Origin of the sequence: Marinobacter sp. SS5-14b (genome assembly GCF_030541005.1) — a bacterium.
In the GTDB taxonomy this organism is placed as follows: domain Bacteria; phylum Pseudomonadota; class Gammaproteobacteria; order Pseudomonadales; family Oleiphilaceae; genus Marinobacter.
The window spans coordinates 118,843-142,172 of sequence record NZ_JASSVM010000003.1 but is presented as its reverse complement, the minus strand read 5'-3'; the positions used below and the strand labels follow the sequence as shown (position 1 = coordinate 142,172).

The 23,330-nt window shown below is 57.7% G+C and carries 23 protein-coding genes; 13 read left to right on the top strand and 10 right to left on the bottom strand.

The annotated features are described in order from the left end of the window. Positions 1–13: 13 nt before the first annotated feature. Entirely contained in the window at positions 14–265 is a 252-nt protein-coding gene (locus tag QPL95_RS08320; RefSeq protein ID WP_303290519.1) for a hypothetical protein, read from the bottom strand. Positions 266–443: 178 nt separating this feature from the next. Here QPL95_RS08320 and QPL95_RS08315 point away from each other — a divergent pair, with 178 nt between their 5' ends. Beyond that, on the top strand, positions 444–1,715 hold the full coding sequence (locus tag QPL95_RS08315) for an alkane 1-monooxygenase (RefSeq protein WP_303290518.1): 1,272 nt from the start codon (positions 444–446) through the stop codon (positions 1,713–1,715). Positions 1,716–1,954: 239 nt separating this feature from the next. Here the strand turns inward: QPL95_RS08315 and QPL95_RS08310 are convergent, their stop codons facing one another. Together QPL95_RS08310 and QPL95_RS08305 are read right to left on the bottom strand one after the other, a co-directional pair. Beyond that, positions 1,955–2,734, bottom strand: a complete 780-nt coding sequence (locus QPL95_RS08310; RefSeq protein WP_303290517.1) for a crotonase/enoyl-CoA hydratase family protein — start codon at positions 2,732–2,734, stop codon at positions 1,955–1,957. 417 nt (positions 2,735–3,151) lie between these two features. Continuing rightward, complete coding sequence (locus QPL95_RS08305; RefSeq protein WP_303290516.1) at positions 3,152–4,954, bottom strand: acyl-CoA dehydrogenase; 1,803 nt, start codon at positions 4,952–4,954, stop codon at positions 3,152–3,154. A gap of 260 nt (positions 4,955–5,214) precedes the next feature. Here QPL95_RS08305 and QPL95_RS08300 point away from each other — a divergent pair, with 260 nt between their 5' ends. Then, positions 5,215–6,207, top strand: coding sequence for a GlxA family transcriptional regulator (locus tag QPL95_RS08300; RefSeq protein WP_303290515.1), 993 nt, complete (start codon positions 5,215–5,217; stop codon positions 6,205–6,207). A 112-nt stretch (positions 6,208–6,319) separates the two neighbouring features. After that, a complete protein-coding gene (locus tag QPL95_RS08295) occupies positions 6,320–6,484 on the top strand; it encodes a hypothetical protein (RefSeq protein ID WP_303290514.1) in 165 nt (54 codons plus the stop codon). A 63-nt stretch (positions 6,485–6,547) separates the two neighbouring features. Here QPL95_RS08295 and QPL95_RS08290 read toward each other — a convergent pair whose 3' ends face one another. Beyond that, the gene (locus tag QPL95_RS08290; protein WP_303290513.1) at positions 6,548–8,602 is read right to left on the bottom strand and encodes an NADPH-dependent 2,4-dienoyl-CoA reductase; all 2,055 of its coding nucleotides are present in this window, start codon (positions 8,600–8,602) and stop codon (positions 6,548–6,550) included. A 344-nt stretch (positions 8,603–8,946) separates the two neighbouring features. Here QPL95_RS08290 and QPL95_RS08285 point away from each other — a divergent pair, with 344 nt between their 5' ends. From QPL95_RS08285 to QPL95_RS08255, 7 genes are read left to right on the top strand one after another with little or no spacing between them, the layout of a single operon-like run. Then, the gene (locus tag QPL95_RS08285; RefSeq protein ID WP_303290512.1) at positions 8,947–11,748 is read left to right on the top strand and encodes a monovalent cation/H+ antiporter subunit A; all 2,802 of its coding nucleotides are present in this window, start codon (positions 8,947–8,949) and stop codon (positions 11,746–11,748) included. Continuing rightward, positions 11,748–12,116: a Na+/H+ antiporter subunit C gene (locus tag QPL95_RS08280; protein ID WP_303290511.1), complete on the top strand. Its 369-nt coding sequence runs from the start codon at positions 11,748–11,750 to the stop codon at positions 12,114–12,116. Before QPL95_RS08285 ends, QPL95_RS08280 begins: the two co-directional genes overlap by 1 nt. Next, positions 12,113–13,630 (top strand): monovalent cation/H+ antiporter subunit D, encoded by a 1,518-nt coding sequence (locus QPL95_RS08275; RefSeq protein ID WP_303290510.1) that lies wholly within the window; start codon positions 12,113–12,115, stop codon positions 13,628–13,630. Before QPL95_RS08280 ends, QPL95_RS08275 begins: the two co-directional genes overlap by 4 nt. Then, a complete protein-coding gene (locus tag QPL95_RS08270) occupies positions 13,630–14,118 on the top strand; it encodes a Na+/H+ antiporter subunit E (RefSeq protein WP_303290509.1) in 489 nt (162 codons plus the stop codon). Before QPL95_RS08275 ends, QPL95_RS08270 begins: the two co-directional genes overlap by 1 nt. Next, a complete protein-coding gene (locus QPL95_RS08265) occupies positions 14,115–14,384 on the top strand; it encodes a K+/H+ antiporter subunit F (protein ID WP_303290508.1) in 270 nt (89 codons plus the stop codon). The genes QPL95_RS08270 and QPL95_RS08265 overlap by 4 nt, the downstream gene beginning before the upstream one ends. Before the next feature lie 21 nt (positions 14,385–14,405). Beyond that, complete coding sequence (locus tag QPL95_RS08260) at positions 14,406–14,738, top strand: Na+/H+ antiporter subunit G (protein WP_303290507.1); 333 nt, start codon at positions 14,406–14,408, stop codon at positions 14,736–14,738. Positions 14,739–14,761: 23 nt separating this feature from the next. Continuing rightward, a complete protein-coding gene (locus QPL95_RS08255; protein WP_303290506.1) occupies positions 14,762–16,408 on the top strand; it encodes a fatty acid--CoA ligase in 1,647 nt (548 codons plus the stop codon). A gap of 63 nt (positions 16,409–16,471) precedes the next feature. Here QPL95_RS08255 and QPL95_RS08250 read toward each other — a convergent pair whose 3' ends face one another. The 4 genes from QPL95_RS08250 to QPL95_RS08235 form a co-directional block, all read right to left on the bottom strand. After that, on the bottom strand, positions 16,472–17,725 hold the full coding sequence (locus QPL95_RS08250; protein WP_303290505.1) for a D-amino acid dehydrogenase: 1,254 nt from the start codon (positions 17,723–17,725) through the stop codon (positions 16,472–16,474). A gap of 36 nt (positions 17,726–17,761) precedes the next feature. Beyond that, positions 17,762–18,121, bottom strand: a complete 360-nt coding sequence (locus tag QPL95_RS08245; RefSeq protein WP_303290504.1) for a translation initiation factor Sui1 — start codon at positions 18,119–18,121, stop codon at positions 17,762–17,764. Between the two features lie 21 nt (positions 18,122–18,142). Continuing rightward, positions 18,143–18,670 (bottom strand): DUF4136 domain-containing protein, encoded by a 528-nt coding sequence (locus QPL95_RS08240; RefSeq protein WP_303290503.1) that lies wholly within the window; start codon positions 18,668–18,670, stop codon positions 18,143–18,145. Between the two features lie 72 nt (positions 18,671–18,742). Next, entirely contained in the window at positions 18,743–19,348 is a 606-nt protein-coding gene (locus QPL95_RS08235; protein ID WP_303290502.1) for a YigZ family protein, read from the bottom strand. 10 nt (positions 19,349–19,358) lie between these two features. On the opposite strand from QPL95_RS08235, the gene QPL95_RS08230 reads away from it, so the two are divergent. After that, a complete protein-coding gene (locus QPL95_RS08230) occupies positions 19,359–19,574 on the top strand; it encodes a hypothetical protein (RefSeq protein WP_303290501.1) in 216 nt (71 codons plus the stop codon). Here the strand turns inward: QPL95_RS08230 and QPL95_RS08225 are convergent. After that, positions 19,551–20,867, bottom strand: a complete 1,317-nt coding sequence (locus tag QPL95_RS08225; protein ID WP_303290500.1) for a HAMP domain-containing sensor histidine kinase — start codon at positions 20,865–20,867, stop codon at positions 19,551–19,553. The two genes, QPL95_RS08230 and QPL95_RS08225, sit on opposite strands and share 24 nt — an antisense overlap. Then, the gene (locus QPL95_RS08220; protein WP_303290818.1) at positions 20,864–21,553 is read right to left on the bottom strand and encodes a response regulator transcription factor; all 690 of its coding nucleotides are present in this window, start codon (positions 21,551–21,553) and stop codon (positions 20,864–20,866) included. The genes QPL95_RS08225 and QPL95_RS08220 overlap by 4 nt, the downstream gene beginning before the upstream one ends. A gap of 165 nt (positions 21,554–21,718) precedes the next feature. Here QPL95_RS08220 and QPL95_RS08215 point away from each other — a divergent pair, with 165 nt between their 5' ends. Next, complete coding sequence (locus tag QPL95_RS08215) at positions 21,719–22,075, top strand: Spy/CpxP family protein refolding chaperone (RefSeq protein ID WP_303290499.1); 357 nt, start codon at positions 21,719–21,721, stop codon at positions 22,073–22,075. A 58-nt stretch (positions 22,076–22,133) separates the two neighbouring features. Continuing rightward, a complete protein-coding gene (locus QPL95_RS08210) occupies positions 22,134–23,300 on the top strand; it encodes a GNAT family N-acetyltransferase (RefSeq protein WP_303290498.1) in 1,167 nt (388 codons plus the stop codon). Positions 23,301–23,330 lie beyond the last annotated feature (30 nt).

The following is a 23,330-nucleotide window of genomic DNA, read 5'->3' as shown; positions in this document are numbered from 1 at the left end:
AATTACCGGGTGATTACTCTTTCGTTAACCGCTGGCCGTCAATCATGATCACATGCTCAGCGCCCACTACTTTGCCTGTCCCCAGAACAAGAAAATCATGGCCCGCCCGGCTCAAAAGATCTCGCACTACTTCGTGGACGATACAGACCTGTCCGGACGGATCCTGGTAAACAATTTCAGCCAGCTGTCTTGAGCGGATGTACTCCCGGAGCATTTCCTGAATGGTCCAGGAGATCGTCTCCGGCGTGGGATTGGTGGCACTCATCTCGGGTTCTTCCCTGTTTTTGTTGTTGCCGAAAGTCTGGACCAGAAATGCCAATTACGCCACTTACCAATGGCAAGTCATTTCAGGCCATCATCACGTGATTTTTCTCAATTTTGTTGTATTGCCAGATTGTCCGACATAAATTATTTCAAACAACGAACAAGATGGAGAATCCCGTATGAACGCCAAGGTCAACAAAGCGGTCAATCAACCACAGCCAGAACCCTCCGCCGCGCTGGAAGGCAAAGATTGGAAAGATCCAAAAAGATACCTTTGGCTGATGGGCCCCGCCCTGCCCGGCATCGGGCTTGCGGCGCTGACTGGTTATGCGCTGGCGCCCAAAAAACTCAAAGCCCTTGCCTGGACGGGGCCTGCCCTGGTGCACGGCATTATTCCAGCGCTTGACCGTGCGATTGGCGAGGACAAAAGCAATCCACCTGAATCCGCCGTTAAGTCTCTGGAGCAGGACAAGTACTACGACCGGATCGTGAAGGCGTTCATCCCGACCCAGTACGCTATGACGTTACTGGGTGCCTGGCTGGCCAGCCGCAAGAACACGCCACTTGAGGACAAGATCGGGCTGACACTGACGGTGGGCGCCATCAACGGCGTGGGCATCAACACGGCCCACGAGCTGGGCCACAAATCCAACAAGCTGAATAAACTAATGGCGATGGCGGCGCTGGCACCGACCGGTTACACCCATTTTGTGGTGGAGCACAACTTTGGCCATCACAAACGGGTGGCAACACCTGAAGATCCGGCCAGCAGCCGGATGGGCGAGAGTTTCTGGAAGTTTTTGCCGCGCACGGTGTTTGGCGGCATGAAGTCGTCGGTGAAGATCGAGAAGGCGCGGCTGGAGCGGAAGGGCAAGAGTTTCTGGAGCTTGGACAATGAGCTGTTGCAGGGCTGGGCGATGACCGCCGGGTTCTTCGGCGCGACCACCCTTCTCTGCGGCCCGCGTGCGGTTCCGTTCCTGGCTGCGCAGGCGGTTTATGGCGCCAGTTTGCTGGAGAGTGTGAACTACATTGAGCATTACGGTTTGCTGCGCCAGAAGGATAAGTCTGGCAAGTATGTGCGCACGCAGCCGGAGCACAGCTGGAACAGCAATCATGTGGTGACCAACCTGTTCCTGTATCAGTTGCAGCGGCATTCAGACCATCATGCGCATCCGTCGCGGAGTTTCCAGGCATTGCGCCACTTTGAGAAGGCACCGCAGTTGCCGGGCGGTTATGCGTCGATGTTGTTGCCGGCTTATTTGCCGCAGTGGTGGTACGAGACGATGGATAAGCGGGTGATTGATCACTATGAAGGTGATCTGACGAAGATTAACTGGGATCCGGATCGTAAGGACGAGCTGATGGCCAAGTATGCGGATTATGCTGCGAAAGTGGCGGCTGAGGCTGCGGCGCGACAAGCGGGAGACAAAACTGAGTCTGAGGCTGCCTGAGGTCTGACTATTTTATTGGTTTGATTGCCGGCCCTAGCCTGTTGGTTATGGTGCCGGCTTCGGGTTGGGGCCACCCTTCCGGGAGACGCCGTGAACCCATCCGTGGGGGCTTGAGCGCAGCATCCCTGCTGCGCACACTCCCGGAAGGGTGGCCCCAACCCGCCGCTTACGCTTCCGTGGGATAGTCACTGATTCAACAAATCGCTTCGAACGAAATCCCGATCAACGGGGCAAGCCCGCTACTTTCCCTGGAACACGGCTTCCCGTCTTTCCAGGAACGACTGGATACCTTCTTTTACATCCTCACTGGCCATCACCGGGCGTAGTTCCGGGAACAAGCGTTCCTTGGCCACTTCCTGGCCTTCGGACACGGCAATCTTGGACGATTTCAGACTGCCCCGAACGCCCAGAGGCGCAGCTTTGGCGATCTTTTCAGCGATTTCCATGGCTTTGTTGAGCTGTTCGCCGGGTTCAACCAGTTCCTGGATCAAGCCCCACTGATACGCCTGTTCGGCGGTCCATTCGTCGCCAGTGAGCAAGTAGCGCTGGGCATTGCCCCAACCGATTTCGCGCTGCAGGCGGATGGTGGCGCCGCCGCAGGCGAAGATGCCGCGTTTGACTTCCAGCTGGGCGAATCGGGTGCCTTTGGCGGCCACGCGAATGTCGGTGTTGAGCATCATTTCGACGCCGCAGGTGAAGCAGATGCCCTGGGCGGCAAAGACGACGGGTTTGGTGAGGCTTTCGCCGGTAATATCGAACGGGTCGAGTTCGCCTTCGCCGGGCTCGATGCCTTTGCCATTGGCGAACACGCCGGCCCAGTCGTCCAGTTGCAGGCCGCTGGTGAAGTGGTCACCTTCGGCGTACATGACGGCGACGCGCAGTTCCGGGTCGTTCTGGAGCTGAAAATAGGCGGCAGCAATTTCGTGGTACATGGCCCGGTTCATGGCGTTCATTTTTTCCGGGCGGTTCAGGCCTATCTTCAGGATGTGGCCCTGTTTTTTTATGTTTACCAGTGACATATGTTTGTCCTCGACTTTGGGAACCTAGCCTGCTTGTTTTGGTGGCGGCACGGTCAACGGGGTGGTCGTTCCGGGACACGCCCACGAGTACGTCCCTGTAGGCTCGTTTCGGGCCGTCCATGGCCCTCAACGGTCCCGGAACGACCACCCCGTCGCCCGCGCGTCGTGCTTATGCGATATATCAAACAGCAGGCTTAGAAATAGAAATCAAATTTTTTCGAATTCCGCATCACTAGCTAGCGAACCGCACCATTGTCTGGGTGTGAGCGGCTGGGCGCCCTTTCAGGGACCGTCTGTGGCCATGGATGGCCACAGTCGAGCGCACATGGACGTGCTCGTAGCGTGTCCCTGAAAGGGCGCCCAGCCGATCGCACTATCCCCAACACTCGCAGGCTAGTGATACAAAGAGCACCAAAACTAGAACCAATCGGCCTTCATATTCAGGCACGTATCATCCTGATTCCGCAGCAACACCAGATCCTGGGCCACAGTGGGTAATTCCCAGTGGAAGAAGTACTGGGCAGCCTGCAGTTTGCCCTGATAGAAGTTGCGCTCGCTGTCGCTGTTGGCAGACGCCAGAGCGTTGGCAGCCGCATTGGCCTGCCGCAACCACATCCAGGCGACGATGATGTGGCCGAACAGGTGCAGGTAGCAGCTGGCGTTGGCCAGGGTTTTGTCTACCTCGCCGCCCATCAGGGACTTGCCCAGGCTCTGGGTGACTTTCACGGCCTGCTGCAACGTCTCACTCAGAGACAATGCCCATTGCTGGCAGCGGTCGGTGGTGGCCGCTTGCAGGTCTAGCTGCATTTCCTGCATCAGCAGCTGCAGGCCGTGACTTTGGTCTTGCCAGATTTTACGGCCCAGCAGGTCCAGGGCCTGGATGCCATTAGTGCCTTCGTGGATGGGGTTCAGGCGGTTGTCGCGCCAGCATTGTTCGACCGGGTATTCCCTTGTGTAACCGGCGCCGCCATAGACCTGGATCGCCAAGTCGTTGGCTTTAGGGCCGAACTCGGAGGGCCAGGCTTTGATCACCGGGGTGAGCAGGTCCAGCAACTTGCCGGCTTCCATTCGTTTCTGTTCGTCCGGGTGGGTGTGCTGGTCGTCCATCAAGCGGGCGCCATACAGGCACAGGGCCAGGCCGCCTTCGCTGTAGGCTTTCTGAGCCAGCAGCATGCGGCGCACGTCGGCGTGGTCGATGATGGGCACTTGCGGGCTTTCGGGGTTCTTTTCGCTGGCTTTGCGGCCCTGCAGGCGGTCTTTGGCGTATTCCAGGCTGTGCATGTAGCCGCGGTAGCCGATCACCGCCGCGCCGAAACCGACGCCGATGCGGGCTTCGTTCATCATCTGGAACATGTATTTCAGGCCCTGATGGGGCTCGCCCACCAGGTAACCATGGCAGGGAGCATCGTCGCCGAAGCTGAGGGCGGTACTAGTGGTGCCGCGATAGCCCAGCTTGTGAATCAGGCCGGCGAGGCTGACGCCGTTGCGTTCGCCAGGGTTGCCGTTTTCGTCCACGTGGAATTTCGGGACGATGAACAGGGAGATGCCTTTCACACCCGCCGGGGCGCCTTTGATCTTGGCCAGTACCATGTGAACGATGTTTTCGGTGATGCTCTGCTCGCCACCGGAGATGTAGATTTTGGCGCCTTTTATCAGGTAGTGGCCGTCGTCGGTGGGCGTGGCAGAGGTGCGGATGTCCGCCAGGCTGGAGCCGGCGTGGGGCTCGGTCAGGGCCATGGTTCCGCTGTAGCGACCGCTGAGCATGTTGGGCAGGAATTTGGACTTCTGTTCTTCGTTGCCGAACACGCGTATGAGGTTGGCGGCCGCGGTGGTCAGAAACGGGTAGCCTGCGGTGCCGGGGTTGGCGGCGGTGAAGAAGCCGTTGCAGGCGGCCATGACAGATTCCGGGAGTTGCATGCCGCCGAGGTCGTAGTCGTATCGGCCGGCCAGGAAGCCAGCTTCGGCGTAGGCGTCAAAAGCCTGTTTGACCTCAGGGAGCATTTCGACCTGGCCGTTGACGAATCTGGGTTCGTCTTTGTCGGCAGCGCTGTTGTGGTTGGCGAATTTTTCTTTCGCCATTTTGTCGGCGGTTTCGATGACGGCGTCGAAGGTGTCTTTGCTGTGTTCGCTGAAGCGCTCGCGCTGGGTGAGGGCTTCGGTGTCCATGACTTCGTAAAGTTGGAAGGCGAGGTCGCGGCGGTCGATCAGGGTGTCGGTCATTCTGGGTCTCCTGTTTATTGCGTCTAGCCTCTCACATCCTCTGTAGTTGTTGGAATTGTCATTTCTGACTTATTCTTGGCCGATTCCGACACTTTTCGATATGGCAAGACGTCCACTGTCATGGGTACCGCCTTCCGGGAGACGCCGTGAACCCGTCCGTGGGGGCTTGAGCGCAGCTTCCCTGCTGCACACACTCCCGGAAGGCGGTACCCACGCCAGTGGCCTGATTGAGAGATTGCCGCCATACAGGAACCGAACCATTGAAAACCGTCACTATCATCGGCTTCAACGGGGCTCTCGCCAGCGCCATCACCGGGATGATCGATTTATTCCGCATGGCCGGGGTGACCTGGGCCCGGATTCACGGGGAGCAGCCCCATGCACAGTTCAGAACCCGGCTGCTGACCGAGAACGGCGAGCCCTGCCGGTGCATTAATGGTGTGACATTGCTGGCCGACGGTTCCTGGCAAGAGGTTGACGGGCTGGGTGCGGATGACTTGCTGATTATTCCGACCATTGGCGCGCCCATTGATGAGATTCTGCAAACAAACAACTCGTTAATTCAGTGGCTTTCACAGCTTCAGGACACAAATCCCGGCGATGTCCGCGTAGCAAGTAACTGTACCGGGGCGTTTTTGCTGGCAGCGGCAGGGTTGTTGGACGGACGGGAGGCGACAACCCATTGGGGCTTCAGTAATCAGTTCCGGGAGCGGTTTCCAGCGGTGGATTTACGGCCGGAGAAGCTGGTGACGGTTGACGGGGCGGTGGCCTGTGCCGGGGGCGGTATGGCCTGGTGGGATTTGGGGGTGTATCTGGTGGAGCGGCTTGCGGGGGCGCAGGTGGCCCGGGAGTTGGCGAAGGCGTTTGTAATTGATGCCGGGCGCACCAGTCAGGCGCCATACAGTGCTCTGCAAGCTCGGCGTTACCACTCTGACAAGCCGATCCTGAAGCTGCAGGACTGGCTGGATGATCATTTCCATCAGGCCGTTACTTTGCCATCGTTAGCCGCCATGAGCGGGCTGACGGAGCGTTCTTTGATTCGCCGCTTCAAAGACGCAACGGGCGATACACCCACGGGTTACCTGCAAACCCTTCGAATTGAGGCGGCCCGGCAGTATCTCGAGAATTCGCGGGTGTCCGTGGAGGCGATCACTCGTCTGGTGGGCTATGAGGACGTCAGTTCTTTCAGCCGTCTGTTCAGGAAACACACCGGCATGGCACCGGGGGTTTATCGGTCACGGTTTGGGCGCTGAGTATCGCAACGAGGCTTTCTGGCGCGGGTTATGCAGCGGGTTTGGCAGAAGGCCGGTGTTCCGGCCTGTAGCGTAAAGAATACCGACAGGTGCACATAGGGGGAGGTCCGCCATGAACGCACTGATGAGACAAAGCCAGTCAGACATTCTGAGCCGGCTGTACGACATGAAGCGCAAGCAGATTGAACATGCGCTTCAACAGGGTCAAAGCCTGCGGTGCCAGGTGCTCGAAGCAGAGGCGGAGGCCATTGCGAGCGCATTGAAATCCATTCGGTAGCCGGCTGACCCAGCCGGCTACCAAGTGCCTTTTACGGTCACCTTTTGCCGTTTTTCGGCGGCTTCAGATGCCCGCGGCCACTTCGGTGCCCTGACGAATAGCGCGTTTTGCATCAAGTTCTTCAGCCACATCCGCACCGCCGATCAGGTGCGCTTTCACGCCACACTCTGAAAGCTGGTCGAACAGTTCCCTGAAGGGCTCCTGACCCGCGCAGAGGATCACATTATCCACAGGCAACACCTTCTGCCCCAGAACCTTGCCATCTTTATCCGTCAGGGTAATGTGCAACCCTTCGTCGTCGATGCGGTCGTAACGGCAGCCCCTGAGCATTTCAACCTCCCGGTGTTTCAGGCTGCTGCGGTGAACCCAGCCGGAGGTTTTACCCAGGCTGCCGCCGACTTTGCCGGTTTTCCGCTGCATCAGGTAAACCTTTCGCGGCGAAGGCGTTGGCAGGCGCTCGGCGAGGCCGCCCGGCCCTTCGAATTCGGGGTTAACACCCCACTCCGCCTGCCAGTCCGCAACACTGACCTGCTCCCCTTCCGGGTGCCGGCCGAAGTTTTGGGTCAGGAACTCACTGATATCAAAACCGATGCCGCCAGCGCCGATGACCGCCACCGTATCACCTACCGGTTTGTTATGACGGAGCACATCCAGGTACCCCAGGACTTTCGGGTGGTCGACACCGGGAATGTTGGGTGTTCGGGGTTTCACACCGGTGGCAATAATGACGTCATCAAAGCCCTGATCTGACAAAGACTGTGCATCCACCCGGGTGTTGAGCTTCAGGTCGATTTCCAGCAATTCGATCTGGCGCTGGAAATAGCGCAGTGTTTCATAGAATTCTTCCTTGCCCGGAATGCGCTTGGCGTAGTTGAACTGGCCGCCAATCTTGTCGTCAGCTTCGAACAGGGTCACTTTGTGGCCGCGCTTTGCGGCGGTGGTAGCCGCGGCCAGGCCAGCAGGACCGGCACCAACGACCGCAACCCGACGCACGACCGGTGCCACGGTGAGCACCAGCTCCGTCTCATAACAGGCCCGGGGATTAACAAGGCAGGAAGCACGCTTGGCCTGGAACACGTGATCAAGGCAGGCCTGATTACAAGCAATGCAGGTGTTGATTTCATCACTACGGCCCTGTTCCGCCTTGCGCACAAACTCACTGTCCGCCAGCAATGGCCGGGCCATGGACACCATATCAGCCTTACCCGCGGCCAATATCTCTTCACCTTTCTCCGGCGTATTGATGCGGTTAGTGGTACACAAAGGAATGCCAACCTCACCGTAAAACTTGGCCGTCACGTCGGCGAAGCCACCTCGCGGCACCGACGTGACAATGGTGGGTACCCGGGCTTCGTGCCAACCAATGCCGGTATTGATTATGGTTGCGCCCGCCTGTTCGATCGCCTTGCCCAGTGAGACGATCTGATCCCAGGTTTGACCACCTTCCACCAGGTCCAGCATCGACAGGCGGTAGATAATGATGAACTCGGGGCCGACGGCTTCGCGCATACGCCGGACAATTTCCACCGGCAGTCGCATACGGTTCTCGTAGGGTCCACCCCACTTGTCTTTGCGCTGGTTGGTGCGCTCGCAAAGGAACTGGTTGATGAAGTAGCCTTCTGATCCCATCACTTCAACGCCGTCATAACCGGCAAATTTGGCCAGTTTTGCAGCATTCACGAAATCGTTGATTTGCCTGTCGACCCCTTTTGTCGACAAGGCCCGCGCCTTGAACGGGCTGATCGGGGCTTTCGTCGCCGACGCCGAGACAATCAGCGGTTGGTAACCGTAGCGGCCCGCATGCAATAGCTGCAGGCAGATCTTGCCTCCGGCTTCATGGACGGCACCCGTCACGTGTCGGTGCAGCAAGGCGCTGGCCCGGTTATTCATGGTTGACGACAGGGGAGCCAGCTGACCGACGAGATTGGGCGAGAACCCGCCCGTCACCATAAGACCAACACCACCTTCAGCCCGCTCGGCAAAATACCGGGCGAATTTGTGGATGTTCCAGAACCGGTCTTCCAGGCCGGTGTGCATAGAGCCCATCAACACCCGGTTTTTCAGCTCAGTAAAGCCGAGGTCGAGAGGTTTCAGCAGGTTGGGATAGGTTGCGCTCATAGGGCTCTCTCAAAAGAATATTTATGCGCAGTATACACTTGATCAATGGCAAGTTGACTTGACCTTCCGGACGGGGCACGTATCATCGGATTTCAAGTTTGACTGACGGAGCACCCATGACCGCAAGGTCCCACGGCTGCACAGATTCCCCGGGGTATCCCCTGACCGCCGATATCGTATTGCAGCGGGGGCGTCTCCCCTATTTCCCTGACCCGCCTTTCCACGGCTGACACCTGTCAACGCCTGGGCTTGCCCGGTTTCTGTGCAGGACGACAGACCGACCGCTAAACTTCTCTGGTCCGTCGTCTTAATTCACGCCTGAGAACACCAACATCGAGGTTGCGATGTCGCTACCGCTGGTTGTACTACTGCCTTTTCTGGGCGCGATTGCGGCCCCCCTGTTTGCACAGGGCGGGCGCACCGCAATTGCCATCGCGTCTTCCGTGCCGGCTCTGATTGCCCTGGCTGCACTGTTTCCACACTGGGATACACTGGCAGACGGCGGCGTGGTGCTGCACAGTTATGAATGGCTGCCAGCAATAGGGCTTTCGCTTTCATTCCGGCTGGATGGTCTGGCGCTGATGTTCGCGCTGCTGATTCTGATCATCGGGTTGCTGATCATTCTTTATGCCCGCTATTACCTGAAGCCCAATGAAAACGTCGGTAAGTTTTATGCTCTTCTGTTGTGCTTCAAGGGGTCAATGCTGGGCATTGTGTTGTCGGGCAATTTGCTGCTGATGCTGATTTTCTGGGAACTGACCAGCCTGACCTCGTTTCTGCTGATCAGCTTCTGGAGCCATAAACAGGATGCCCGCCGTGGCGCCCGGATGGCGCTTGCCGTGACCGGCGGTGGCGGTCTGGCGCTGATGGCCGGCATTCTGATCATCGGCAACATTGTCGGAAGTTTCGAGCTGGATGACGTACTTGCCGCCGGCGACCTGATCAAGTCTCACGCGATGTATCCAGTGGCGCTGACGTTGGTGCTGTTAGGCGCGTTCACCAAATCGGCCCAGTTCCCATTCCATTTCTGGCTGCCCCACGCCATGCAGGCGCCTACTCCGGTGTCGGCTTATCTGCACTCTGCCACCATGGTTAAGGCTGGGGTATTCCTGATGGCGCGGCTCTATCCGGCTCTGGCCGGCACCGAACAGTGGTTCTACATGGTGAGCTTTACCGGTATGGCCACCCTGCTTATTGGCGCCTATGTCGCGATGTTCAAGCACGATCTGAAAGGCTTGCTGGCACACTCCACGGTGAGTCATCTGGGCCTGATCACCCTGTTGTTCGGCATGGGTACAAATCTGGCGGCGGTGGCGGCGCTGTTCCATGTCATCAACCACGCCACCTTCAAGGCGTCCCTTTTTATGGCGGCCGGCATTATCGACCATGAAACCGGCACCCGGGATATGCGACGGATCAACGGTCTCTGGCGTTATATGCCGCACACCGCCACGCTGGCCATGGTAGCGGCTTCTTCGATGGCGGGTGTACCGCTGCTGAACGGCTTTCTGAGCAAGGAAATGTTCTTCGCCGAAGCCCTGGAGTTGAACCTGCCAGGCTTCTGGGCCTGGATACCCCCCATCGTCGCAACGCTGGCTGGCATTTTTGCGGTGGCCTATTCCGCCCGCTTTATCCACGACGTATTTTTTAACGGTAAACCGGTAAACCTGCCTATCTACCCGCCCCACGAACCCCCCAGGTACATGAAAATCCCAGTGGAAATCCTGGTTTTTGCCTGTGTCATGGTGGGCATGTTCCCCGCGATTTCGGTAGGCCCGCTGTTGTTTTCTGCGGCCCAGGCCACGCTTGGCGGTGAGGTGCCCGACTATCAGTTGGCCGTCATGCATGGCATTAATCTGCCTTTGATGATGAGCCTCGCCGCCTTTGTGGGTGGCTTACTGATGTACAGCCAGCGCCAGCGGTTTTTCGATTTTCACGCCCGGTTCAAGGAAGTGGATGAAAAAGCCGTGTTCGAGGCGGTGGTTTCCCGCTTTGTTGATCTTGCTCAGCGCTTCACTGCACTCGTCGAGAACGGTTCGCTGCAGCGCTACGCCGTGCTGCTGGTTGCCAGCGTTATAGCGGTAGCCGCTACGCCCCTGATTGACCTGGGAGTGTTCGTCGGTGAAAACGGCTTGTCACCCGTCGACTGGCCAACAGGCATCAGTGCCGTAGTCTTGATAGTCTCGGCACTGGCGACCGCCTTTCTGCACCGCGAGCGCTTTACCGCTCTGGTACTGCTGAGCGTTGTCGGGCTGATTGTAGCGCTGGCCTTCGCCCGGTTCTCCGCTCCCGACCTTGCCATGACACAGCTATCGGTTGAAGTTGTAACCATTGTGCTGCTGATGCTGGCGCTGTATTACATGCCCTCCTGGACGCCGCTGGAAACGTCACCGGGGCGGCGTACCCGGGATGTAGCCCTGGCTCTGGTGGCTGGTGCAGGTATGACCCTGATAACCCTGGCCATGCTGACCCAGCCGTTCTCGTCTATTTCCGAATTTTTCCTCGCCAACAGCAAGCCAGGCGGCGGTGGCACCAACGTGGTTAACGTTATTCTGGTGGACTTCCGGGGCTTCGATACCCTGGGTGAAATTACTGTGCTGGCCATTGCAGCCCTCGGAATTTACGCCATGCTCAAGAATACCGCCCTCACCCCGCCACCGGGGGATGGTCAGGGCCACACCTGGACCCGGGACGCCCATCCGTTGATGCTGAAACAGATCGCGCGCCCCATGCTGCCACTGGCCCTGATGATTTCCGCCTACATCTTCCTCCGGGGTCATAACATGCCCGGTGGTGGCTTCATTGCCGGCTTGATCACCTCGGTTGCGCTGGTCATCCAGTACATTGCCAGCGGCATGGACTGGACTCAGGACAGAATTCGCATCAAGTACCACAACGTCATCGGCCTTGGACTGCTGTTTGCCACCATTGCCGGAGCCGGCAGCCTGGCCTTCAGCTATCCGTTCCTCACCTCCACCTTCGGCTACATTACCTGGCCGGTGGTTGGCAAGTTCGAAGTAGCGTCGGCCCTGGTCTTTGATCTCGGGGTGTATCTGGCGGTCATTGGCGCCACCATGCTGGCACTGGTCAGCATCGGCCGGCTGTCGCCCCACTCGGCGATCAAAAGTCCAAGGGAGGATTCGTAATGGAACTGATATTCGCGTTGGTCATCGGCGCACTAACGGCGTCTGGTGTTTACCTCCTGCTTAGGGCCCGAACCTTCCCCGTGGTGATGGGACTGACCTTGCTGTCCTATGGCGTCAACCTGTTTCTGTTTGCCTCCGGCCGGCTCAGCACCGGCCAGCAACCGATCATTGGCAGTACAGAGATCTACGCCGACCCTCTGCCCCAGGCTCTGGTGCTGACGGCCATCGTCATCGGCTTTGCCATGACCGCATTTGTCGTGGTGCTGTCTTTGCGCAACCTGGCTGACAACGAAGACGACCACGTAGACGGCTGCCCGCCGGAACATCCTGCCGATCGCGCGCAGGAAGAGGAGGAACCCGGCAAATGAACCACTGGCTTATCGCACCCATTGTTATTCCGCTGCTCGGTGGCATCGTTCAAACCTTTATGGGTTATGCTCCGATCAGCCTGCGGCGCACACTGGCCATTGCCACCACCGTGCTGATTCTGGTGTCCTCCCTGATATTGGTCTCGCTGGCCAATGACGGCAGCTATCGCATTTACGCGTTCGGTAATTGGCAGCCACCCTTTGGCATTGTGCTGGTTCTTGACCGATTGGCGGCGTTGATGCTGGTGATGACATCCGTGCTGGCGCTGTTCGCCCACCTGTTTTCGATCGGTGGTGCCGATGAAGGCAACCGACAATTCCACACGCTGTTCCTGTTCCAGCTGATGGGCCTGAACATCGCGTTCCTGACCGGGGACCTGTTCAACCTGTTTGTGGCCTTCGAAGTACTTCTGATCGCCTCTTACGGATTGTTGATGCATGGTGGCGGCACGGTTCGCACCGTTCCAGGGCTTCACTATGTGGTGCTGAACCTGGTCGGCTCGGCCATCTTTCTGATCGCCGTTGGCATGATCTACAGCGTCACCGGCACCCTGAATATGGCAGACCTGGCGGTGAAAATACCGCAAGTCACCGGTGAGAGCCGGAACCTCGTCGAAGCAGGCGCCATGATGCTGCTGGTGGTCTTTGCCCTGAAGGCCGCCCTGTTGCCCCTGTGTTTCTGGCTGCCGAAGGCTTATGCCAAGGCTACCGCACCGGTCTCTGCGCTGTTTGCGGTGATGACCAAGGTAGGCGTTTACGCGATCATTCGCATTTATGTGCTGATGTTCGGGGACGATGCCGGCCAACTTGCAAATTTGGGCATGGATTGGCTATTTCCTCTTGCACTGATCACCCTGGCGATGGGTGTTATAGGCGCTCTTGGGGCGGACAACCTGAAAACCCTGATTGCCTGGCAGGTCATTATCTCGGTTGGCACGTTACTGGCCCCGGTGGCGCTGGGCTCTGAAAAAGGGCTGTCTGCAGCCATGTTCTATCTCGTCAGCACCACCTGGACAGTCGCCGGGCTGTTTCTGGTTGCAGAGCTGGTGTCCAGCCAGCGAGGCAGCGCGGGTGACCGGATCATCACCGCACCGAAAATGCGCCACCGGACATTCCTGAGCGTTCTGTTCATGATGGGTGCCGTAGCCGCCGCCGGGCTGCCACCCCTGAGCGGTTTCTTTGGCAAGGTGCTGATTTTGAAATCCGTGGAGTCCGGGCCGCAAATGGCCTGGCTGTGGTCGGTGCTTCTGATCGGCAGTTTCCTGTCGCTGATTGCCTACAGCCGCGCTGGCAGCATTGTGTTCTGGCGCACCGTGGATGGTCACCTGGAAAGCCCGCAGCCGCTGAAAGGCACGGTGTCTGTGTCTGCCGGTGCTCTGATCGCCCTGACGGTCGTTATTGTTGCTCTGGCCGGCCCGATTACCGAGTACACCGACGCCACCGCCGCGCAACTGTTTGATGCTTCGGCCTACACCGAGATTCTTCAGACCCGAATGGTCGGGGAGGACAACTGATGCTTGACCGTCTGAGTTTCCCTCAACCCTGGCTCAGCCTGATTCTCTTCACCATCTGGCAATTTCTGAGTGAAGGTGTCTCCGGCGCCAGCGTGGTTATGGGGCTGATCCTGGCATGGCTGATCCCGCAGATTACCCAGGGCTTCTGGCCGGAACGGCCGGCATTCATGAAAGCCTGGCGAATGCCGGTTTACCTGATTGTGGTCCTGTGGGACATCGTGATCGCAAGCTTTTCCGTCGCGAAGCTGATCCTGAGCCCCCGCAAACCGAACCCGTTTTTCGTCTGCTACCCGCTTCAGCTGGATCACCCACTGGCCATATCCATTCTTGCCAGCACCATTTCACTGACCCCCGGCACCGTAAGCGCCGACATCAGCGATGACAACAAAACGCTGCTGATACATGCTCTGGATGCCGACGACGATCAGCAGGTGATTGACGCCATCCACAAACGCTACGAAAAGCCGTTGATGGAGATGTTCCAATGATGACCATTGCACTTTATTTGACCATTGCCATGGTCATTGCCGCTGCGCTGCTCAACGTCTTTCGCCTGATCGTCGGCCCCGATGCCCCTGACCGGGTGCTGGCCCTCGACACTTTGTACATCAACGCCATTGCCCTGATTATTTTGCTCGGTATTGCACTGAGCACACGCATGTACCTGGAAGCCGCGCTGCTGATCGCCGTCATGGGCTTTGTGGGCACGGTGGCCATGGCCAAATACCTCAAACGCGGCAGCGTGATTGAATAACCGGGCCGAAGGAGATTTGCTATGAGTCAGCTTGCTGAATATGTGATATCTGCCCTGCTCGTCCTCGGCGGCGCCTTTACCTTGATCGGCGCCATTGGGCTGGCCCGATTGCCCGACTTCTTCACGCGGTTGCACGGGCCCACCAAGGCCACCACACTGGGGGTGGGCGCCATCATGCTCAGTTCCGTTATTTATTTCAGCAGTACCGGCCAGGGTCTTGGCATATCGGAAATACTGATCACCGTATTTCTGCTGATGACCGCCCCGGTCAGCGCGAACATGCTGGCCAAAGCCGCCATGCATATCGGCGTGAAATCCATGGAGAACACCCAAGGCAACCCCTGGGACCAATAACAAAAGACAAGAGGTATTCCGAGATGGCACAAACCCGAATTCTCCAGCCAGCAGACAATGCCTACCCGTATCCCCTTCTGATCAAGCGGTTGCTGATGTCCGGCCCCCGATACAACCCGGACCAGGAAATCATCTACGCCAACCGCAGCAAGTACACCTACACCGACCTCGTTGAGCGCATCCACCGGCTGGCCAATGCACTTACAGATGCTGGCGTAAAGCCCGGTGATACCGTAGCGGTGATGGACTGGGACACGCCCCGGTATCTTGAGTGTTTCTTTGCCATCCCGATGATCGGCGCCATTCTCCATACGGTGAACGTGCGCCTTTCCCCGGAACAGATTGTCTATACCATGAACCATGCCGAAGACGACGTAGTGCTGGTTCACGACGACTTCATGCCCATCATCGAAGGCGTTATAGATGAGGTCAAAACGGTCAAAACCTGGATTCAGGTCACCGACAACGAGACGGCCAAGGCAACGGCTATCAATACCCTGGGTGAATACGAAGCTCTGTTGGCCAAATCAGACAGCCGGTTCGACTTCCCGGATTTTGACGAAAACAGCGTGGCCACCACCTTCTACACCACCGGCACGACCGGCAACCCGAAAGGCGTTTACTTCAGCCATCGCCAGTTGGTACTGCACACGCTGGCCATGACCGGCAGCCTTTCCGCGTACGATGAGATGCCATTGCTGCGCTCATCCTCCGTGTATATGCCGGTCACGCCGATGTTCCACGTCCACGCCTGGGGCGTGCCCTACGCAGCCACCATGTTGGGAGTAAAGCAGGTTTATCCCGGCCGCTACGAGCCCGAATTGCTGGTTGACCTGATCAAGACCCACAAGGTGAGCATGTCTCACTGTGTACCGACGGTGATGCAGATGATGATGGCCACGGAGTCCATCAAATCCGCGGACCTGAGCAACTGGCATGTCCTCATTGGCGGCAGCGCATTGACCAAGGGCCTTTGTGACGCTGCTGCCAGGCTGGGCATCCGCATGTACACGGGTTATGGCATGTCGGAAACCTGCCCTCTGCTGAGCACCACCCATCTCACGCCGGAGGACCTGGAGCTACCCCTGGAAGAACAAACGGCCATTCGGGTGAAAACCGGTATTGCCGTGCCTATGGTCGAACTGGAAATTTTCGATCCGGATGGCAACCCCGTTGCCCACGATGGCGAAGCCAAAGGTGAAGTGGTTGCCCGGGCACCCTGGTTGACCCAGAGCTATTTCAAGGAACCCGAGAAAGGCGAGGATCTCTGGCAGGGTGGTTGGCTGCACACCGGCGATGTCGCATCCATGGAAGCGAACAACATGCTGACCATCAAGGATCGCATCAAGGATGTGATCAAGACCGGCGGCGAATGGTTGTCGTCACTCGACCTGGAAAACCTGATCAGCCAGCACCCATCCGTAGCGGGTGCCGCAGTCGTCGGCGTTCCTGATGAGAAATGGGGAGAGCGGCCCTATGCCCTGGTGACACTCAAGCAGGGTGAGGATGCATCCCTGGAAGACATCCAGAAGCACCTGAATCAATTTGTAGAGTCCGGTGAAATCAACAAATGGGCAATCCCTGAACACATTGATTTTGTTGAAGACATTCCGAAAACCAGTGTGGGCAAAATCAACAAGAAGCTGATCAGGGATCAGCTTAAAGACTGATCAGCCAGAAACGACAAAGCCGGCATCCTGAAATCAGGGCGCCGGCTTTTTTGTGGGTCTGGTTTACAGCCCGGAGAAAGTGAAGTCCACATCGGGTGTGCGCCCGGCAACAATGTCTGCCAGTGCCGCCGCAGAACCACAGGCATGAGTCCAGCCCAGAGTCCCGTGGCCGGTGTTCAGGTAAAGGTTATTGAAATGGCTTTTACCGATGTAAGGCACATTGGACGGTGTGGCTGGCCGCAGCCCTGTCCAGAACTCCGCCTGGTCCCACCACCCGGCCTCCGGCATGATTTCTGCTGCCCTGCGAACGATGGCCTGGCATCGGGTGTAGTTGAGGTCCCTTGAATAGCCATTCAGCTCGGCGGTACCCGCGATCCGAATGCGGTCTCCCAGCCGGGAATAGACCAATTTGAACTCATCGTCTGTCAAGCTGACTTTAAACGCTGCGTCCTGATTTTTGACCGGCACAGTGACCGAATAGCCCTTGGCCGGATAAATATTCAGAAAGAGCCCTAATCTACGGGCAAGCACGGCGCTGAAGCTACCCAGGCTCAACACATAACTGTCGGCCCGAAGGATCTGGTGTTTGCCCTCATTCAGGCACTGCACCCCCAGAATCCGGTCCCCGGCTTTGTCAAAACCCAGCACCTCGGTGCCGTGCACAAATTCGACACCCGCTTCCTGGCAGCGCTTGGCCAGAGCCTGGGTGAACTTCCGGGCATCGCCACTTTCATCTTCCGAGGTGTAGGTGGCACCGGCAATACGGTGGCGAATGGCGTTCAACGCCGGTTCCAGCTCCACAGCGCGATCAGCATCAATAACCTGCCGGTCGCAGCCGAGATCTCGCATGATGCGCGTCGGCTCCAGGGCTGCATCAAACTCCTGGGGATTGGTATAAAAATGCAGAATGCCGCGTTCAAGGTGGTCGTACTCCAACCCCGCATCCTTGCGCAAAGCTTGTAACTGGCTTCGGCTATAGGTCCCCAGGTTGACCATCTGACGAATATTGTGGGCTGCCTTGGCCGATGTGCACTGGGTGAGAAACGACAACGCCCATCGCCATTGGTATGGGTCTAACCGGGGCCGGAACAGCAAAGGCGCATCGGGCTGAAACAGCCATTTAAGCACTTTCAGTGGTGCTGAAGGATTTGCCCAGGGCTCCGCATGGGAGACTGAAATCTGGCCACCATTGGCATAACTGGTTTCCAGCCCGGACGCGTTTTGACGATCGATCACCGTCACCTGGTGCCCTTGCGCCTGAAGATACCAGGCCGTTGTAACACCAACGACCCCAGCGCCCAGTACCAGTACATGCATGCCTGACTCCCCTCGATAATCGCCTTTGATAAAGCCTCAGCCGCCGGAGCGTTTAACCGTCCAGCCTTTTTGCTGAAGAAGTGGCACCAGAATATCCCTCTGATCTCCCTGGATCTCCACCACACCGTCCTTTACTGTACCACCCGTGCCGCATTTCGCTTTTAACACTTTGGTGTAGGCTTTCAGTTCGTTGTCATCCAGAGGAATTCCGGTAATCAGCGTAACGCCCTTGCCTTTACGCCCCTTGGTTTCCCGGCTGACCCGAACAACGCCATCGCCCTGCGGCCTCGCTGGCTGCCCGCAGGAGCACTCAGCAACCGGGTTCCGGCACTCCGGACATATACGGCCCTGCTCAGTGGAAAAGACCAGGCCACCTTCCCGCTTTTTCATACCCATGAACGCAATCCTGTCTGGTAATCAGTTCAGGCCCGGAGGGTATTTGGAAAACATTTCCGAGACAACCTCGTCAATCAACTCGCGACGGGATTCCGGAGACTGGTTTTCGTTCAGGTACCGACGGCTGGCTGCACGCCAGACCACTTCAGAGCTTTGACGATCAGCTAACTCAACCACCAGTTTACCTTCGGTGATCTCGCGAACCGGCGGCGGTGCAGACAGCGCCCATCCGAAATTGCCTCGGCCGATGCCAAAACCCAGCCCTACGCCGGTCTGCTCCAGCCGCTCCTCCGGCACTATCTGCCAACTGACGAGCAAGTCCGCATCGGTATCAGACACTTGTTTCATGGCCTTCCGATTGAATTCCCGCTCAATCGCCGTGCGAACCCTCGCATCATCCAGCGACGTGAACGCGGCGTCCTGTTGCGACGGCGCATAAGCCCAACTGCTGTAATTGCCAAACACCGTCGCCGAGTTGTAATCGGTCACCACATTACCTGCACACCCTGCCAGCACGGCAACCATGGCAGCTATAAACAGAGCACGCATAAGTTTCTCCTGCATTGGCGGTTATGGATACAAGTATACGCCCGGAAGCGACGGTTCGGCGCACATCACGGATCAGGTTTCAAAACGGTAATCCAGCTTTTGCGCATCACAAAACGCCGCGAACTCACCCTGTCGGGTTTCAGGCACCGAAACAAGCGCGTTTACTCGGGCACTGTAGTCGATCGATTCGATGTTGCCATCATGCCCGTCGCACCAATGCCGCAAAGGCTGCTCATCGGCAAAATCCAGCTCGACCTGCGCCTGAACCCGCACCTGTTGAACAACCCGCCCAACCTCGGAAAGCACACTCTCGGCGGCACCGGCATAGGCCCGGACCAATCCGCCGGCACCCAGCTTGATGCCACCGAAATAGCGAATCACAATCACCAGAACATCGCCCATATCTTTGTGCTGGATTACATTCAGAATGGGCTTGCCAGCGGTGCCGGACGGTTCGCCATCGTCATTCATAGCGGCCTCTGCCGCCGCCCCCGGCCGGCCAATCTGATACCCCCAACAAACATGCCGGGCATCCGGATATTGCTGATGCGCCTCAGCGACCCGCTCTCGCACCTGATCACGACTGCTGACAGGGTACACCCGCGCAATAAAACGGCTTTTCTTCACTTCCGTTTCGCGCTCAAGGTATCCTTCAGGAACCGGGTAATCTTTACTCATGAGGCACCCTATGACATCCGACCATGACAACCACAAGCCAGGAACCGCCAGCCCGGCAAAAATCCGAAAAGCCGCCTGCGGCATTCGCTATGATGAAGACGAGTTACAGGAAGGCATCGACTTCTCAGCCGCCGTTCACCTTAAACCCGATGACGACGATGCCGAGCCAGAACACGCAGCGACGCCCCACCAAAAAAGATCATCAGCCGCCGATAAAAATCGGTAACTGAACAGTTACCTGCAACCCGCCATCCTGCAAGTTGTCCGCCGTAATAGTACCGTCATGGGCGTAGACAATATCGCGGGCAATCGCGAGACCAAGTCCCCAGCCCTTGCCGCCACGGGACTTGTCCGCTCGGAAGAACGGCTCGAACAAGTGCGACAACAGCTCGTCCGGCGCACCCGGGCCCTCATCGGCAATCGATACTTCGATCACCCCCTGCACCCTGGCCACCGACACGTGTATCGACTTGCCCGGTGGCGTGTGATCCAGCGCGTTCTGCAGCACATTATCGAAGGCACGCTGCAACAGGCCAGCGTCGCCCAGTACCGACACGGCCTTGGTATCCTCCCCGGCAATCAGCTCACAGTCCACGCCCCGATGTTCAGCATAATCGGCCGCATCTACCAAAACCCGGTTAACCACGGTTAATGGCTTGACGGGTTCTCTGGCAATAGAGCCACCGCTCTCCGAAACCCGGTACAGGGTCAGAATCTGGCCTGTCATAGTCTCCAGCCTTTCGTTCTGGCGCACGATGCTGTCCATCAATGCGGCATCGGCGCCGGCATCACTGGCCAGTTCAATGGCTACTCGCTGCCGCGCCAGAGGGGTTCTCAGATCGTGGGAGATATCCCGTAACAGGTGATTCTGGCGATCAAGTAACTGGCACAGTCGGTCTGTCATGGCGTTGAAGGCCGTGGCCAGCAAACCCACTTCGTCGCGGCGACCCGCAATCCGTTGGCTCACCCGCAAGTCAGTATCACCCTCGGCAATTGAGCGAGCAGTCCCTTCCATATGGCGGAGCGGCCTGGAGACCAGACGGGCAATCCACCAGCAGGCCAGAGAAATCAACACAAACGCCAGGCCCAGCTCGATGAACCTGAAAAACCGCGGGTCCAGCCAACCGTCACCCCCCATTCGGGGCCAGGCCACCAGTTGATAGCCCTCATCCAGGTCAATCACGGCAGGCTTGTTCGGATACCAGCCTGACTGAATGCGCTCCTGGATGCTGCGGGGCAAGCGGTGCTGCCCCTGCTCCTTCTCGATAAGCATCAGGTGCAACTCCAGGCGTTCGCCTTCGGATCTGAGGAACCGCCAGGCGTCCCCACGCCCTTGTCGCTCTCGCAGGTTCAGAGCCTCGCGAGCCAGCTCCTGCAGGCCCACCTGCCGTTCGATTGCTTGCCGCTCACGATCAAGCAGGTAGCGCGTGGCCAGGTTGCTGGCAATCACCGTCACCGCCATGGCCAACCAGATCGACAGAAAAATACGCCAGAACAGGGGGAACATGAAGCGCTTCATACGCCAGGCACCCGATAGCTATAGCCCAACCCCCGTACCGTCTCGATTCGGGGCGGATCATCGTTCCCCAGTTTCTTGCGCAGATTACTGACGTGCATATCCAGAGTGCGGTCATAGGCCTCAAGCCGGCGCCCCAGCGCCCATTGCATCAAATCCGTTTTACGAACAACGCTGCCCGCATGGGCCAGTAAAACCTGCAAAACCTCGTATTCAGTGGCGGTCAATTCAAGGGGGGTATCGTTTTGATAGATGCGGCGCTGGCCGGGTTCAACCCGAAGATCTCCGTAGGTACGGGTTGCATCCATATCGGCCTTCTGGTCCCAGGCAATCCTCCGCAACAAAGCCTGCAGGCGAGCAACCAGCTCCCGGGGGTTGCAAGGTTTTGGAATGTAATCGTCGGCACCGACTTCAAAGCCGACAATCCGATCTGTCTCATCACCCCGGGCGGTCAGCAGAACAACCGGTAAGTGGGTATGGGCACGCAACTCCCGCAGCACTTCAAGGCCATTGATGTCAGGCAACATGATATCCAGAACGACAATATCGCAATCCTGGCCCAGAGCAAGGGCAAGACCATCGCGACCATTGGCCGCCTCTCTGACACTGAAACCCTGCGTCGCCAGATAACGAGCCAGCAATTGCCTCAACTCTTCATCGTCTTCGATGAGCAATACCCGGTTCTGCATATTCATCCCTCTTTTAAGATCCGAACACAGTCTACCACGGTGTCCTGGCGCTTCTGACGCCCGGCATTTCTCCTTTACGGAACCTTTACACCGGCCTGACACTGCCTGACGCTGGTCAGGAGTACGATGGCTGCTATAGAACGACAACCCCGAGAGGTAACACCAATGAACGCTAAAACAGCTTTGCTTACAGCCGGTATTCTGATGACTGCCATGGTCACCGCCAGCCCTGCCGCCCTGGCACAAAACCAGGATATGCGGCAAAAAGGGGGCAATTGGCAGCAGAACGAAAGGTGCGAAAACTTCCGCGACGGTAAAGGCAAGTTCAGTAAGGAGTACCGTGCTGAGCGGCAGGCGGAAATGCAGAAGCGTCATGCTGAAATGGCCGACCGCCTGAAACTGACCGACGAACAACGCGAGACCTGGGATGAGATTCACCAGGAACGCAAGCAAAAGCATCAGGAGCGCATGGGCAAGTGGCAGCAGAAGATGGAAAAGCGCTGCGCTGATATCGAGAAGTGATCACAGGCTGGGTTCTGTCGTATGGTATGGGGACCGTTAACTGAGTCTGAACACCACCATGGCAGAACCCGCTTCACCCGAGATCACCCTGGAAACCTGCGCCAGCATTGCCGATATTCCGCAACAGGACTGGCAACGGCTGGCCGGCCGGAGCCATCCATTCCTGCGCTATGAGTTTTTCCAGGCTCTGGAAAGCTCAGGTTGCACCACCGCGGAGACAGGCTGGACGCCCAGCCATCTGATTTTCCGGATGAACGGTGACATCTGTGGCGTAGCGCCTGCCTTCCTGAAAAACCATTCAATGGGTGAATACGTTTTCGACTGGGGCTGGGCCGACGCTTACCAGCGCCATGGCTTGCCCTACTACCCCAAGCTGTTGATTGCTGTGCCGTTTACACCGTCCCAAGGGCCAAGATTGCTGCTGAGCGACAACCTGCGGGCACAATTATCACCCCGGATAATCGACGATCTCCTGACCAGGCTGACCGCCGAGGTTGGTGCCCATTCCTGGCACTTGCTGTTCCCGAACCAGGCAGATCAATCGCTGCTGAATCATGACCAGGAATTGCACCGCCTTGGCTGCCAATTCCACTGGCACAATCGGGGCTACCAACATTTTGATGATTTTCTGGCAGTACTCACCTCGCGCAAACGCAAATCCATTCGCAAAGAACGGCGCCAGGTTGCGGACCAGGGAATTCGGTTTCAACGCTTACATGGGCCCGATATTTCAGACCAGGCTCTGTCAGCCTTCTACATTTTTTATCAAGCCACGTATTTGAAGCGGGGCCGCCCGCCCTACCTGAACAAACCCTTCTTCGAACAGCTGCGAGAAGCCATGCCGGAGCATTTGCATCTGATTCTGGCAATCAAAGAGGGCGAGATCATTGCCGGAGCGCTATTCCTGGCCGGTGAAAATACGCTCTATGGCCGTTACTGGGGCTGCCTGGAAGAATACAATCATCTGCACTTTGAAACCTGTTACTACCAGGGCATCGAACTTGCTCTGGCGCTTGGCCTTCAGCATTTCGACGCCGGAGCCCAGGGCGAACACAAGCTGGTACGCGGGTTCGAGCCGGTCATCACCCATTCCTGGCACGGCATCCTGCACCCGGGATTCCGCGACGCGATTGCACACTTCATCAGCGAAGAATCCGAGCAGGTAGCAGGCTACTTTGAAGATGCACAATCGGTTCTGCCTTTCCGACAGCAAGACCAGGATTAAGCTCTATACTGTAGAACCAAGACAGGATTT